This is a genomic window from Paenibacillus sp. cl6col, from assembly GCF_900102125.1.
In the GTDB taxonomy this organism is placed as follows: Bacteria; Bacillota; Bacilli; order Paenibacillales; family Paenibacillaceae; genus Paenibacillus_B; species Paenibacillus_B suaedae.
In genome coordinates this window covers 772,041-786,962 of sequence record NZ_FNAZ01000002.1, presented here as the reverse complement: position 1 = coordinate 786,962, position 14,922 = coordinate 772,041, and the positions used below count along the sequence as shown (strand labels likewise).

Genomic DNA, 14,922 nt, shown 5'->3' with positions numbered 1-14,922 from the left:
AGGTTTCTCTACATCAACAAGGATTCTGTCTTATTAAAGAAGTAATGATACTAGGTGACATATCTTGATGGGCAACGGGTTGAATTCGCCGATTATCTCCGATACAAGCCTCCACCGCCTTCCATAAAGGGGCTTGTAATGGTAATTTTTATATATTTAACATCTATATATTACCTTATCTGATACTTTGTGTAAACAGCTCTTTAAAGGTTTAACGGTGTCAAAACAAATCCCCCTGATGTCAACTTCATCAGGGGGATCTTATTAATTATTAGTCAGTTTAGCTACACTAACAGCTACCTTTTCGATTTGGCTGCTGCTCAGTGAACCGTCAGGGGAGCTGAGCGTCACCGTCCGGTCGTCCAGTTTGAAACTCAGCAGTGGCGTATCTGAAGGTGTATACCACTTAGCGTTGACGCCATTGGACAGCTTTACCTCCTTGAATTTATAGTCGGAGGAATAATCCCGTGGCGACACATTAACGATCATATGTTTAAAGATCAGGTTGACTCCATCCTCTGTCGCTCCCACTTTAACATAGCTGTCGTTTTTGGCCATTTGCTTAGGAGCATAGGCCGTCTCAAAAGATTCAAAATCGGCGTAAGCCTCTTTGATCGCCTTTATCTGTGCTTTATTGTAATTGACCGTTGTCCATTCCCCTGCTGGCTGGCTATCGCCTGTCTGCTTCGTTTCCAGCCGAATCTGCTGGCTGGCTGCATCATACCCGACATTGATTCCAGTCATGTCGGAAATGACCCGCACAGGCAAATACGTCGTATTTTGATAGGTGATCGGCACCAGCCTATTGCCATTACTGTCTGTTAAGGACTGATCGGATCCGTTTACTTTAAAGATAATGCCGTGATTGAGATAAGCGTTGATATTCTCCAGCTTGCTTCCGGCATATACACCGGCGGCTCCCGATAGAGTCATTCCCAATACGATAGTGGACAGAAGTACTTTTTTCACAACGAATCTCTCCTTTTTATTGAACAAATTCATTTTTTGAAATCGACAATATGGGTTACGGCAAGCTTCTCTTTGTCATCCACGGTGATACCCAGCCTGGAGCCGGAAGGGTTCCAGCTTAGCGGGTATGCCGGATAATACGGTAACCCTAGCGGCGAAACCTTACCGGAGACTGTATCAAAAATATAAATCCCATTCATGCCGCCCTTATCCTCGGTATAAACAGCGAAGGCCAGCTTGGAGGAATCGGGAGACCAGGTTTGGTGGGACAATAGATCACCTTTGCCAATGAGCAAGCCTTGCAAATGACCACCCGTATCGTATATGAGCAGGCGCGATTCTCCCTGCCCGCCGCTGCCCGCCGTGGAGACGGCAATCCGCTGACTGTCAGGAGACAGGCTTAAGGTGGAGACATCAGCTGCAAGTAGGTTTGGCTTAGAACGTGTGGGGGTGAAGCTTTTCAGGCGGCTTTTAGCATCTGTGTAATATATCATTCCGTTACCCACAGCAAATTCGGTGAAGCACTCTATTTCGGAATCCTTCAGCTCGATCTTTTCCCGGGTACCGTCTACGGATATGTTCCATATCTCGCCTCGCCCCTCCTTCGAACCGGCTGCTAGAATATAGGAGGCAGAATTGAGCCAACCGCCTACTTCCATATAATTGTCGACCGCGACTTCACGCTGCTCCCCTGTAGCCATATTTTTGATCGCATTTACAGCCTCATATTTATTCTTCCAAGTCTGAATGAAGCTGTATTTCCCATCAGGGGATAGGAATGCTTTGATGAACTCTTCCTTTCCCGCTCCTGTCTGTTCCTTGATGCTCAGCCGCTTTCCAGTCTCCAGATCAAAACGGAATCGGCGGTAGCTATATTGCGCTTCATTCGCAGCGGTGGCCTGCTTCTCCAACGTGGTTACTTGGATATCCAGTTCATGGTCTGACAGCCATTTCTCTATATTTGCGCCATCAATCCGGTGTATATGCTGAACGGCAATTCCCTGCTCAGCAGGCGGTTTGCTCTCCTTGACCACTGTCAGTTCACGTTTTTCTCCTCCATCTCCAGTGCTGATTTGGCCTGTTGTAACCAGCGTACTGCTCTTCTGCTCTGCATCACAGCCGAATAAGATGCCAGCTGACAGCAAAGTCGCGGCAAGCAGTCCGGCGATGTATATTCCTTCGTTGATCTTCATCGGGGTCCTCCTGCTTCAAAATGTTATTCGGACCCAGGTCGCTTGATCCAGTTGTTGTCACCTTCCGAACCAACCGGCTGCAAGCTCCCCCATGCCCTTAGAATAGTGAGGCAATATTGCGCAAATATATCTGGCTTGTAACGAACTTGTAAACAATTCAGAAAGCTGGAATCAGATGAACGCTTAACCATTGTGAAGAGCCCGGATGATTTCATTCATTCCGGGCTTCGCCTTTGTCATTGGTGTATAGATTGACCTTTTCATTCGAAGCATGTAGTGGAAGCTCGACCCTGAACAGCGAACCGTCCGCTCCCGTCTTGGCAAGCTGTACAGTTCCTCCTTGCTTTTCGGCCAGATTGCGAACCAACGCTAACCCAAGTCCTGTCCCGCCGCTGGTTCTGGATCGGTCTCTGCTGACCGTATAAAACGGATCGAAAATGCAGGATACAGCTTCCTCCGGGATACCGATTCCTGTATCGGCAACCTCGATAATCATCCGGTGTGCTTCGTCTGCTGGCGCTATAGTGTAGTTAAGCAGGTGAATATGTCCGCCTGGCCGGTTATATTTCACCGCATTGTCCAGTAAATTTAGCATGATGTGCATCACGTTCTCTGGATCAGCCCACACCTCACCTGCAGCAAGCGAAGTAAGGATCGTAACCCTGCAGCTATCCGCCTTTCCTTGCAGCTGGGCCACTGCTTCCTCCAGCAATGGCTGCAGCGGAACCGCCTTCGCATGTGTCTCAAACTCGTAAACATCCATCGCTGACAGCTGTATTGCCTTCTCCACAAGACTGTATAACCTCTGTGCCTCCTTATGGATGCGCCTTCCGGCATCATCCAACAGGGCAGGATCATCGCTGTACATATTCAACAAATCGGCGTAGGCGATTATCGAGGTTAACGGCGTCTTCAGCTCATGGCTGATATTGCCGATGAACTGCTTTTGCTGCCGCTCCAGTTCTCGTAGTCGCCCCACGGTCTCTACCAGCTTCTGTTTTTCTTCACGCAAAGCACCGACTGACGTAGAGATGCTTCTGCTCATTTCATAGATTCCATGTGCCAGCTCACCCAGCTCATCCTTTCTGACTACCGAAGGGGCCGACAGGTAATCGCCTTGCCCAATTTGCGCTGCCGCCCTGTTCATCTTGTCAATGACATTAACCTGCCGCCGGACATACAAGTAACCGATGAGAAAACCGACACCTAGCACGATGCCTCCGGCAAATAGAAACAACCGGCGAATCTGGGCGTAAAACGTATTTTGCTCGGTGAGCAAAGCATGAAATTGCACCGTGCCAAGGCGCTGATCGGCATTGTACAGAGGAGCAAGAAACAACAGCTGATCCCCTTCAGTAATGTACGCCGACTGCCCCTGTGCTGTAAATTGCAGCGCATCCTGCACATCTGCCTGTGGCTGAAATGGCACTGAGGTGCCGGCAATGGAGCCATCCACTGTATACATCGTCACCGCCATACCGCTTTGTGCGCCCAAATCCACGGCCAGCCGTTGACCCATCTGCTTCATAAACTGATCCGGCGGCATCCTTCCTTCGGTCAGATATTCCTCCCGCACGCGCAGATTGGCAGCTTCAACCTGCCGGGTAAAAGACTGCTCCAACATGGTTCGCTGGTTCTCCCGGATGCCGCTCAGCACCAGCACGCTCAGGCAGGTCACTACAAAAACGAGCAGCAAAGCAAGCAACAAAGACATTTTCCCCTTCAGGCCCAGCCGAAATCTTCCGGTCATCTAGGGTGACCCCATGCTTTTATAACCGATTCCGTACACGGTCTGAATAAGCCCGTGGTGACTGCCCAGCTTTTTGCGCAGCCGCTGCACATGGATATCTACGGTACGAGTACCGCCCGCAAAATCCATATCCCACACCTTCTCCAGCAGCATTTCCCGTGAATAGACCCGCCCCGGATTGCGCATCAGCAAGACCAGCAGATCAAATTCCTTAGGCGTTAAATCCAGCAGTTCTCCTTGGATAGTTACCGTGCGGCTGAATATCTCTGCGGTCAAATCCCCTAGTCTCAGCAAATCCTCCTGCTGCTCCTGCTGCATTTGATGTACATAGCCTCCCCGGCGTGATAGAGCCTTGACTCTGGCCAGCAGCTCCCGCATATCAAAAGGCTTGGTCATGAAATCGTCAGCGCCCAGCTCCAGCCCCAGCACTTTATCGACAATATCATCCTTGACAGTCAGCAGCAGAATCGCAGGCCGCGGCTGTCCATCCAGCTTGCGACATACATCATAACCGCTTACACGAGGCATCATGACATCGAGCACCATAACCTCAGGTGAGAACGTCTCCACCTTTTCCAGAGCCTCCTGACCGTCCGCAGCTGTCTCCACTTCATAACCTTCCCTGCTCAGCGCGTACACTAATGCCGTCTGGATGCTGCTCTCGTCATCCACTACAAGTATTTTGATCATGGACATCTCCACTGATTTATTTATGGTTTAGCTCAACAATCCTTTTTGACGTTATGAGTTCTTATGGAATATAATACCTATTCGATGGTAACATAAGTTTGCTGCTAAGTGTACAAGAAAACCATAACGACGATGTACGAAATGTTTTATGTACATACAACCTTTTGATGCTATCTTCCCGCGATAGGCAGAATCGTGTTTTACTCTAATGCCGAATCAAATGCCTTTTCGATCTGCTCAGCATCAGCTGAGACCACAAACAGAACATAGTGAGACTTCACCTTTAGTACATGGTTTTCAAGCAGAGCATATTCATCAGGGCGATAATCTTTGAATTTAACGGCTTGAGCGTCGATTCTTTGTGCAATACTTGCTTTGACACTGTCTATTTGGCTTTCGTCTTTCACTTTAAGGACAACAATTTCATCCGCTCTAACGTTAGAGGAAGCAGTATATAGCAGGAAGTCCTCAACTTGTTCCAAACCAAGGTCGTACAGCTTCTTCAGCCTATGCGCGTCCCCTTTTTTCAGCTTATCCAACTTGACCGATTGTTTCATCTGATCCTCTATCTTGGCAGCAGAGACGTTGATGTCTGACTGCTCCGAAGCACATCCCGATAACACGCTAATTGTAAAGATGAATATGAGCAATGCGAAGAATCGTTTATTTTTAGCAATATAATGATAAGTGCTCATGGGTATGATCCTGTTCCTCCTTTACCCTTCTTCGTTCGCTAAATAATTGATTGATGGATCTTCAATGAATGTATTCATGTTATACAGAATCAACATGTCATGGATTTGATGCTGCCTCGCAAGCGCTGCTACATCTCCTTCATAATAGCGAAGGTCAACCATATAAATCTCACTGAAATGCGATGTTAAAAAAGGCACAAAGCTGTTCGCATAGGAATCCTTGACCACTAGCAGCTTCTTCCCTTCCCGATGACTTGTTTTCAACTGAATAAGAGAATGATTGCCGTTAAAAAACACAGTATACTTGTCCTTCTTCTTCACATTGTCCATCGCATACATCGAATTCGCGGACTGTTGCTCTTCGACATAATCGACGGTAACCTTCCCTTCATTCTTTGGTACATACAAATCTATACTATCCGAGTGCAAATTCCGAAATCCGCTCTTTGAATATAAGGAGCCATAGAAATCTTCCGTTACCGTTCGGATCTCGAATTCCTCTTCCTTCATCGGCTTGTATCCCATCCAATTGCCTAGCTGTTGGTACGCATAGTAAGCACCCTTACTTGTCCAATGATGATCAGTTTTATAGTAGATCGATTCATTCTGATGCGAAGACAGTGCAGGGTATACATCGACATAGCGAATGCTTGGATTCAATGATGTTTTTACGGTATGTAGAGCATCCAGCTCTCGATTCTCAGATACGTATTTAGGGAGCTTGCTTTGAATCACACTAACAGCGGTCGGAGCAAGGATTACATACTTATTAAGTTCAGGTGTCACTGTATGAAAAGCATTGATCGATTGGATTTTCTCTTCCAGCGCTCCTTTTTTCATTACAGCGAATTTCTGAATTAAATAACCGTCTTTACCAAGGTACACACCGTTACTTTCTTTTTTACCTATCGCTTGATCCGCATTAGACTTTATACCAATCCATACGTCTTTAACTACGAATTGATCCGTTATAAACTTTTCAAAGTTGGAGGTGAACTTCCCCGAAATAAAGCTGTGAAAGGAATACGTCGGGAACTGCTCAAGCTTCCGATTTTCTGCCTCTGAGAATTCCCGCTTCGGCAAGATCAGGTTGAGTACGAGAACAAGGCCGATTAATGAAAGAAACAAAATAGCGACAACAGACTGAGACAACTTGTCATAACGATTCAAGCGAAATCACCTCCTTTGTAAATTGTGATGTACGACTTCTTAAAATCGAAAGTATAAGAAGGGATTATACGTGTCATTGACCAAATAGGCTGTAGAAAGAAACAGGAACAGAACATACAGGATTGGCGATAAAATTGCGCTCCCTAATGGGTATCTTTGCTTTAGTGCTAAAAACATCCTCTTCGGCAATGGCGTCGCTGCCAGGATCGCAAGCAGCAATATAATCAGATTCGTCGACAAGTAATAATAAGTGTTGTTATCAATAAAATGGTGTGTGCCTAAGCCAAACATAGCCTCTACATATGCTAGGGCTGCTGATAAACGATCAAGATCAAAGAATACCCATCCAACCATGACAATGAGAAGTGTATATAAATTCCCTATTCCACGAGGGAGATGCTGCAACCATTTGTGCAGGAACAGATTCTCCATCACAATAAAGCATCCGAAATAAAGGCCCCATATGATAAAATTCCAGCTTGCACCATGCCACAAACCGGTCAGAAACCACACAACAAACAAATTGCGAAGCTGCTTTACGATCCCTACCCTGTTCCCGCCTAAAGGAATATATACGTACTCTCGGAACCATGATCCTAGTGACATATGCCATCTACGCCAAAACTCTGACACGCTGGTTGCTATATACGGATAGTTGAAGTTCTTTGTGAGCTCAAAGCCGAACATTTTTCCAAGACCACGTGCCATATCCGAATACCCGCTGAAATCAAAGTAGATTTGCAACGTAAAGGCAAGGATACCGATCCAGGAAGTTGCTACTGTCACGTCAGACATAGCTGTAGCTTTGATGCTTGACCAGAGCATGCCGATATGATTTGCAAGCAGTACCTTTTTTGCAAGTCCTCGAATGAATAATTGCGTTCCTTCCCCAAATAACGATATTGTAATCTGGCGGTTTGCGAGTTGTTTCGATACATCACCATATGCAACGATAGGCCCTGCAACTAGCTGTGGGAACATCGTCACATAGGTACCGAAAGCGATGAGATTTTTCTGAACGGGAACTTTATCTCGATACACGTCGATTATGTAAGACATGGTCTGGAACGTGTAAAAGGAAATGCCGACAGGGAGCGGAAGTGTCGTCACTTCGAAATGCAAGCCGAACAAAGAATTGATGTTCTCTACCAGAAATCCGTAGTATTTAAAGAAACCGAGAATCCCAAGATTTCCGACAAGGGAACAGACCAATAACGCTCTAGCTGTGCTTTTTCGATACCGATATTTATCAATAAGCAGCCCATACACATAATCGATTACCGTTGAAAAGAGCATGAGAAAGATGTAAACAGGCTCTCCCCATGCATAGAACACTAAGCTTGCTACAATCAAAATTGCATTACGCAGCTGATTCGGTGTTATAAAATAAATCAGAAGTGTTATCGGCAAGAAGAAGTACAAAAAAATCAGACTGCTGAATACCAACGCTTGTCGACCTCCTTCATGAGAAGCGTATTACAGTTCGCCTTTCAGAAAATCGAGCAAAAGCGGATAAAATTCAGCTTTGAAATGAATGCCGTCTTCCTCATAGAGGGCTGGATTCTGCTCAGCAATAGAGGACACATCTACATACTTCACTTGTTTTTTGCCAGCCAGTTCTTTTAACATTTGATTGTACGCGGCAATATTGGAGTACCTCGGCTCTTCTTTTAACGCTTTCTCTGTTACCGGGGTCACCGACAAGATCGTTATTTTGGTATGAGGGAGCTCCTCTTTCATTTTATCGAGCAGCAAACCGTATTGTTGAATCGCGAACTGTAATGGATTATCTGTTGGCCAAAGGATGTCATCTGAGCCGAGTGCGATAAATAGATGTTCCGGATTTCTCTCGACCAGTTTGGCCACGTCATTGTCTTTTAAGGCGAAAAAGGCTGTTTTTCCGGCCTCTCCAAATACATTCCTGATGTCCAAAACATCATGAAACATAAATCCTTCTGTAATGGAATCGCCAAAGAAAACACTTTTGTTGAATAATGCTTTCAGTTCATCATTTTCATTCATTGATGTTGAGGCTTCTTTTAACGTTTTTGCGTCTTTGTTTGCTGACGTTTCTGTATCACCTTCCTGCAGAGATGCCCCGCCATTTTGATTTACACAAGCTGTTAAGGAGACAACAATCATCCCAGCCAGAAGTATCGTTTTCCATGTGTTCAACATAATCTTCTACCCCTCCTGTGACTCACTTTTTGTCCATTAATGTACGTGACGTCCTTATCTCATAACAATGGATAGTTTAATGTGGAGAGATGCAGATAAAGTGCAGACGAGATTGATATCAAATAAAAAAAGAGCAGTTCTTGATATTATCAAGAAACTGCTCGCATATATAACGAATCTGAATGGGTTAGGCTTATTTAATAATTGCTTTTCTTCAGGTAGAAATAGAAGAGAACACCGTCCGTTGTATTACATGCGCCATAATCGACTTCATGCAATTCCAATATTTTTTTGGAAATGGCCAGTCCAAGGCCAGTCCCCCCAGTAGAACGATGGCGGGAAGCTTCTCCACGGTAAAAGCGATCCCATATTTTCTCGATTTTCTCTGACGGTATATGGACACCTGTATTTTCAATACATACCTTCACCGATTCCTGTTCCTTATTCATGGAAATATGAATGGAATTCCCCTCAGGTGTGTAGCGTATCGCATTCGTGATAAAGTTGAGGATTACTTGACCGATGAGGAGTTGATTGGCCACGACTTCGACCGGAACAAGAGATACATGTAAACTCAAATTCTTCCCAGTAATTTCTGTAGAGAGCTTCTTACATGATTCTTCAATGACTGTATCGATACGGAACGTGTCTAGTTGTATTTTATAGGTACCTGATTCATATTTCGCTAATTTCAACATGTCCACGATGAGAAGATCCATCCTCTTCACTTCACTCTCCATCGCGGCAAAGTAATAATCCTTCTTGTGGTTCGCTACCCCATCCTTCAAGATCGACAGACAACTCTGGATGACACTCAGAGGGGTTTTCAATTCATGCGATACACCGGAAATGAATTCCTTGCGTGTATGCTCCAACTGCTTTTCTTTTTCAATGTCATGCTGAAGCTTTTGGATATAGGAATGTAACGTGTCCGATAACTCATTAATATTGCGGGAGAGATCCCCGATTTCATCCTTTGAAGTAATCGGAAGCTTTTCAGAGAAATCCAGCTCCGTTATTTTCTTGGTCATTTGATTAATTCGCAATAAAGGTCTTGCGATACCTTTAGAATAATAGAACGAGGCCAGCAATATAAGAACCAGAACGAATACAATGAGATAAAGATAATAATCATGGATCATCTGTACAGCTTCATCAACTGGCTGCAGGGAGGTCATTGCAAATAGATAAGCGTCCTTCCCCTCTTTGTCTCTTATAGGCAAAACAAACTGTTTATATTTGATATCATTCTCTTCGTACGTACCTTCTAATGTAGCTGCTGCCTCCTCTGCATTCTTCACCAGCAATTCCGCTTGAAATGCTCTGATTCGGTCTAAGAACAGGTGGTTCGAATAAATAAATCGTATAGGTTCATTTTTTGCAGGAAGCTTCGTTTTCGTTATGGTTCCGTATAAGGAGAATATAGGGAATTTCCCAGCATTCTTATCTCCTTCATATCCATTTGGAAAAAGCTCATGCTCTTTTTTTGCGATTTGATTATTCTCCCACGTAAGTGCGAAGTTATATATGCTCATTCGATAAGGAATAACTTCTGTCCCTTTTCTAAGGACTTGAATTACGGCGTCGGTTCCTTTTCGTAGAAATTCATGTCCTTGTCGGATTCCCTGAAAATCAGTAAAGCTATATAAAGGGATTGTGATGGTTTTGGTCGCGTAATTCCCACCGCTAACGCCATTTATTTCAATTCCGATTGAGGAGTCATCATTGCTTCCTTTAATATTGCCGAGTTGATCCAGTACAGTTACCCATGTATTATGCTCTCGATAAAATTCCTGTTCCAACCGCTGTATCTCTACCGTGTGATTGTCTGGGTTAGCATAGTCTTGAGCGAATGCTTCAAGGCTTGCTTTCACATTCTCTACCTTTTGGTGAATATAATATTTCTTGAAAAATACGGTCTGGCCAAAATAAATGATGGCGAGGATGAGTAAACATAATGCGGTTGTTAACACAAATAATTTGAATACGATACCTTTTTTCATGTTATCTCCTCAAATTTATAGCCAGACCGAACAACCGTTACGATGCAATCAGATTTGTCCCCTAGTTTTTGACGCAAATTCCGAATATGACTGTTGACCGTCCGTTCATCGCCTTCAAAGTCATATCCCCATATTCTTGTTATCAATTGTTCGCGCGTGATAATAATCCCTTTATGCTTCATTAAGTATGTTAATATTTCAAATTCAGTATGAGTTAAGCCACAGCTAACTCCGTCTACTGTAACCGTGCGAGACTGCACATAGATTGAAATGCCGCTACTAGAGATGATTTCGTTGTCCATTTCTTGCATTTGTCGGTTTTCTAGCAATCTCTTCGCTCGAGCGAGTAAGATTGGTGGGCTGTAAGGCTTGGTAACGTAATCGTCCGTACCCAGTTCAAATCCAAGCAGTGTATCATCTTCATCGACGCGAGCGGTTAGCATAATAATCGGTACATTTGAAGTTTTGCGAATTCGACGACATACGGACCAGCCATCTAATTCTGGCAGCATAATATCAAGGATAAGCAGATCCACGTTATTTTCCTGAAATAGTTGTAATGCTGCTTTGCCATCCCCTGCTTCTAGAACGTTATATCCTTCGCTACTAAAATAATCTTTCATAATTTCCCGCAATATATGTTCGTCTTCGACAATTAAGATTGTTTTTGTCATGTTTGATACCCCGTTGATTATTGTAGAGTGAATACAAGCTGATCTTACAAGAAGTTTAACCATGATCCGGTATATATTTCAACCGTTTCATCGGGGGAATGCATAATGAAGGGATAGAAAAACAATGATAACTATGATTGAATACCATTTATGAAAAGGGGATTATTCACCATGCATTCTGATTTCGAAAACGCATTTACACGAATTCATCTGTTGTATCATGCGAATCAACATGCACTTACACCTGAGGAGATCCAACCTGAAATTAACAGCCACGGCTATCAATTTAGTCCACAGCAAATAAAACAAGAGCTGGATCATCTGACGAACGAAGGCTATTTAACTATAACAGCTTCCCAATACGATATTACATTAAGGGGAAAAGATGAACTTCGAGACGCTCAGCAGCATCTGGAGACATTATATCAAGAAGTCGCAAAGAAAAAAGTATAAGCAGCTGCTTGTATACACCAAAACCAATCTCCCATACGGTTTGTAATAACCGGGCACGAGATTGGTTTTGACATATATCTTGGATAGATCCAGCCAATCCTAATCGTAATGTAAGGTTATTACGCTTGGGAAGTGCATAAGTAGAAAGGGAGGAACAATGAAGATCCCTCCCCCTATATTTCAAAGTGAATTACAGCAGAAGCCAGTCAACTGTCTTAGCTATTGCTTCAGCAATGGCTACACCGTATGAATCAGGAACACCTGCCATGCGAAGGCCATCAAGAACAATGGTTCTGATGTCTTCAGTCGCATAATCCTTTGCCGTATCGATTTTGGCGATTGCGTTATCGATACCTTCAATGATTTTGCTGGAGTTGTTGGAAAAATATTTTGCCGTATCTTTATTAAGCCATTTTGCAACATTGTAGAGTACTTCACCACCAGTGTTAACAGATCCCTTAATTACACCGAGAGCATCACTAACCAGCACACCCAACTTTCCGGAAGCTTCAGCTTGTCCATCCATAACTTTGACAGCTACTGATGTTACAGGTGCAGGCTTTTCAGCAGCAAACGTTTGTGTCGCCGGAAGTATCGCACTACAAAATAGAACAGCGGCCATTGAAGTGATCATTAATGATTTCTTGAACAATTGGCAACCCCTCCTGGAATGAGAATGTATGATGGAGTAAATGCCCATCACCGATAATGATTATAACATTCCATATTTAGCCAAATGAGGTTCTGTTGAACTATTTTGTAAGTGATAAAGTAAATATTAGTGCAGAAAATTCTGTTATATTGTCGAACTATCACTACAGAGCGAATCCAGTCCACAGCATCGAAAGTCCTGAACACAAGAGGAGAACATCCAATAATATCGGAATGAGGCAATACTCATACGCTGCGCCACTCTCTTGGCAACGAACGTACCGAGCATGAGAGAGGTACCTACAATAACACCCTTTTGATATTAATCCGCTCTCTTTTGAAACAAAGCTGCCCATAATCCTGATGTGCCAAAACAGTCACTTGGTTGTTTTATAACCTTCATTCTCCGGATTTCAACAATTTGAAAGTCTTTAAATATCATCTTTAATTTCTCAGGAGTATATCCAAGTCCTCCTGCGGAGCAATATGGTGAAAGCATCCAGAATCGTATATTACATCGTATTGTATCTTCTGAATGTCCAAATCAAAAATGTTTTTAAAAATAAAACGAATGCTGACCCCTTGCTCTTTAGCCCTTTCCTTCCCCCATTGCAAAGCCTCATTGGACAAGTCTACTGCATCAACGTCATACCCTTGCTTAGCCAAATAAATAGCGTTTCTTCCCGATCCACAACCCAGTTCTAGGCCCCTTCCTCCTGGTGTAATCCATTTTTCCTTGAAATATTGAACCAAGTTTTCATCTGGGGAATTAACGAAAAACGGAACTGGCCTACCTCTTTCAGAATAGAAAGTATCCCAATTGAATGTAGATTGTTCTTTTAATAAGGAATCGAGCATAGTCAGGATATCCTCATTCGTATAAATTGTCTCAACCATAACGTTCCTCCTCGTCGACTTAATGTAAATAAACAGTCAAGTCCGGATACGACAATGCCAATCTTTCTATTTGTTGATTAAGTGTATCTCTATCGAATCCTCTGCCAAATAATTCAGGGTCGGGTCTAATGGTTATACTAGTACCATTAAATTGTGTTACGCCTACCGTCATTAGATCGGATTGTGGAATCCCGTGCTTATAATCTTGGCGATAGATATAACCTTCTCTTTGGACTTCAACAGTAAGACGGTAGGTAAGAGCGTTGACGATTGCAATGCTGATACCTTTTTCCGCGCCAGGTGCTTGGTACGGAGCCTCACTGCTAAATCTTTCGATGTCTGTTAATACAGTTTGTACCGTTGATTTATTACTGTTTTGAAATGCTCCAACGGGTATGCCTCTACCGTTATCGCTAACGGTTGCATCCCCATGTTGATGCAAGAAAATATGAACCTCACTCACGTAACCGGCAACGTGCTCAAGTATTGAATTCTCCAACACTGCCCATAAAAGCAAATTAGCATCAAAACCATCCTTGCTTATTTCCCCCAGATATGAACCTGCAGAATTTCTTACCTCGACCATGTCTAAATAATCGCTAGTATCTAACATATCCACCACGGCTGATAACAACAAAAGTAGTGGTAATTTCCGATGATCAGGTAATGTGTAGCGTCCACTTTTGTCCTGTGATAACAAGTCTGCACCTTGCAATGCCTTCAAATGGTGATATAACTGGCCAGTGGTACCCAAACCTAACTTTTCGACGATTTGTGTACCAGTAAGTGACTCGGTAAGAATGGATATTATAATATCGAGACGCGGTTTACTGCCTAAGGCTGAAAGTATTTTTGAAATTTTATCGGTGCCTATATGAAGTAACTGCTTTAATTGTCTTTCTTTTGGTTCCCAACGCAATAATTGTCCGTTTGATTGATACTGACCAGCATAATAAACGGAACCAGACGATTCACTTTCATTACTTGCATGAATCTCGTCCGACAGCTCAACAGAAGGACGACTGGTTGCAATATTTCGAACGAGTCGTTCTAGTCCTGCCATTTGTGTTTTCAATGCGTCTATCTCAATACGCAATTCTTCGTTGCTAATGAATACCACCTCCAAATATACGTTATTACGTAATATTTAATTATGTATTTACTATATCAATATTCTGACCACATGTAAAGGATTACCATGTAAGTGTTTCAATAATTAAGTAGGCCACCACTGTGATTGTGGCGGCCTACTTTGGCAAGCAACTAATTATCGAATTAAAAAAGCCAAGACGGAAATTATCTGTCTTTGGCCCTTAAATAGTATCTATTCCTATTTATTAATTTCGTATCCTGCTTTCTCAAAAGCATTCCGCATCGGGATATTTTCCACATCCGTATCGGCAAAAATTCTCCAAACTCCAAGTTCTTGCAATACTCTTGTTGACCTTAAAAGCAAATCATTAATAAATCCTTTCCCACGGAATTTTGGGATGACACCTATATAATGAATCGTCCCTTCCATCAATCCATTCTTCTCGCATCCCTTAAATACAACAGGCTGGATGACTCCTACAATTTCTCCATTATAGTAGGCCAGTT

The 14,922-nt window shown here is 43.3% G+C and carries 14 protein-coding genes and 1 pseudogene; 1 reads left to right on the top strand and 14 read right to left on the bottom strand.

From position 1 onward, the window contains the following. Positions 1–264 precede the first annotated feature (264 nt). The 10 genes from BLS15_RS07610 to BLS15_RS07565 form a co-directional block, all read right to left on the bottom strand. Positions 265–969 carry a stalk domain-containing protein gene (locus BLS15_RS07610; RefSeq protein ID WP_028532897.1) on the bottom strand — a complete coding sequence of 235 codons (705 nt, stop codon included), beginning with the start codon at positions 967–969 and terminating at the stop codon, positions 265–267. 29 nt (positions 970–998) lie between these two features. After that, entirely contained in the window at positions 999–2,162 is a 1,164-nt protein-coding gene (locus BLS15_RS07605) for a TolB family protein (RefSeq protein ID WP_028532898.1), read from the bottom strand. A gap of 211 nt (positions 2,163–2,373) precedes the next feature. Then, positions 2,374–3,912: a sensor histidine kinase gene (locus BLS15_RS07600; protein WP_090510808.1), complete on the bottom strand. Its 1,539-nt coding sequence runs from the start codon at positions 3,910–3,912 to the stop codon at positions 2,374–2,376. Beyond that, positions 3,913–4,602, bottom strand: a complete 690-nt coding sequence (locus BLS15_RS07595; protein WP_090510803.1) for a response regulator transcription factor — start codon at positions 4,600–4,602, stop codon at positions 3,913–3,915. 200 nt (positions 4,603–4,802) lie between these two features. Beyond that, positions 4,803–5,297 (bottom strand): DUF4358 domain-containing protein, encoded by a 495-nt coding sequence (locus BLS15_RS07590; RefSeq protein ID WP_021252292.1) that lies wholly within the window; start codon positions 5,295–5,297, stop codon positions 4,803–4,805. Between the two features lie 21 nt (positions 5,298–5,318). Next, positions 5,319–6,467 (bottom strand): DHHW family protein, encoded by a 1,149-nt coding sequence (locus BLS15_RS07585; protein WP_090510800.1) that lies wholly within the window; start codon positions 6,465–6,467, stop codon positions 5,319–5,321. Between the two features lie 39 nt (positions 6,468–6,506). Continuing rightward, positions 6,507–7,913 (bottom strand): MBOAT family O-acyltransferase, encoded by a 1,407-nt coding sequence (locus BLS15_RS07580; RefSeq protein WP_090510798.1) that lies wholly within the window; start codon positions 7,911–7,913, stop codon positions 6,507–6,509. A 30-nt stretch (positions 7,914–7,943) separates the two neighbouring features. Continuing rightward, positions 7,944–8,645 (bottom strand): GDSL-type esterase/lipase family protein, encoded by a 702-nt coding sequence (locus BLS15_RS07575; protein WP_021252295.1) that lies wholly within the window; start codon positions 8,643–8,645, stop codon positions 7,944–7,946. A 197-nt stretch (positions 8,646–8,842) separates the two neighbouring features. After that, positions 8,843–10,648: a sensor histidine kinase gene (locus tag BLS15_RS07570; protein ID WP_090510796.1), complete on the bottom strand. Its 1,806-nt coding sequence runs from the start codon at positions 10,646–10,648 to the stop codon at positions 8,843–8,845. Then, positions 10,645–11,322, bottom strand: a complete 678-nt coding sequence (locus BLS15_RS07565; protein WP_028532906.1) for a response regulator transcription factor — start codon at positions 11,320–11,322, stop codon at positions 10,645–10,647. Before BLS15_RS07565 ends, BLS15_RS07570 begins: the two co-directional genes overlap by 4 nt. Positions 11,323–11,493: 171 nt before the next feature. On the opposite strand from BLS15_RS07565, the gene BLS15_RS07560 reads away from it, so the two are divergent. After that, positions 11,494–11,775 (top strand): hypothetical protein, encoded by a 282-nt coding sequence (locus tag BLS15_RS07560; protein WP_021252298.1) that lies wholly within the window; start codon positions 11,494–11,496, stop codon positions 11,773–11,775. A gap of 190 nt (positions 11,776–11,965) precedes the next feature. Here BLS15_RS07560 and BLS15_RS07555 read toward each other — a convergent pair whose 3' ends face one another. From BLS15_RS07555 to BLS15_RS07540, 4 genes and pseudogenes are all read right to left on the bottom strand, one after another. Next, the gene (locus BLS15_RS07555) at positions 11,966–12,427 is read right to left on the bottom strand and encodes a hypothetical protein (RefSeq protein ID WP_090510793.1); all 462 of its coding nucleotides are present in this window, start codon (positions 12,425–12,427) and stop codon (positions 11,966–11,968) included. Positions 12,428–12,748: 321 nt separating this feature from the next. After that, positions 12,749–13,323: pseudogene (locus BLS15_RS07550) on the bottom strand (class I SAM-dependent methyltransferase). A gap of 19 nt (positions 13,324–13,342) precedes the next feature. Next, on the bottom strand, positions 13,343–14,398 hold the full coding sequence (locus tag BLS15_RS07545) for an ATP-binding protein (RefSeq protein WP_254777306.1): 1,056 nt from the start codon (positions 14,396–14,398) through the stop codon (positions 13,343–13,345). Between the two features lie 255 nt (positions 14,399–14,653). Then, complete coding sequence (locus tag BLS15_RS07540) at positions 14,654–14,920, bottom strand: GNAT family N-acetyltransferase (RefSeq protein WP_090510790.1); 267 nt, start codon at positions 14,918–14,920, stop codon at positions 14,654–14,656. Positions 14,921–14,922: the final 2 nt, after the last annotated feature.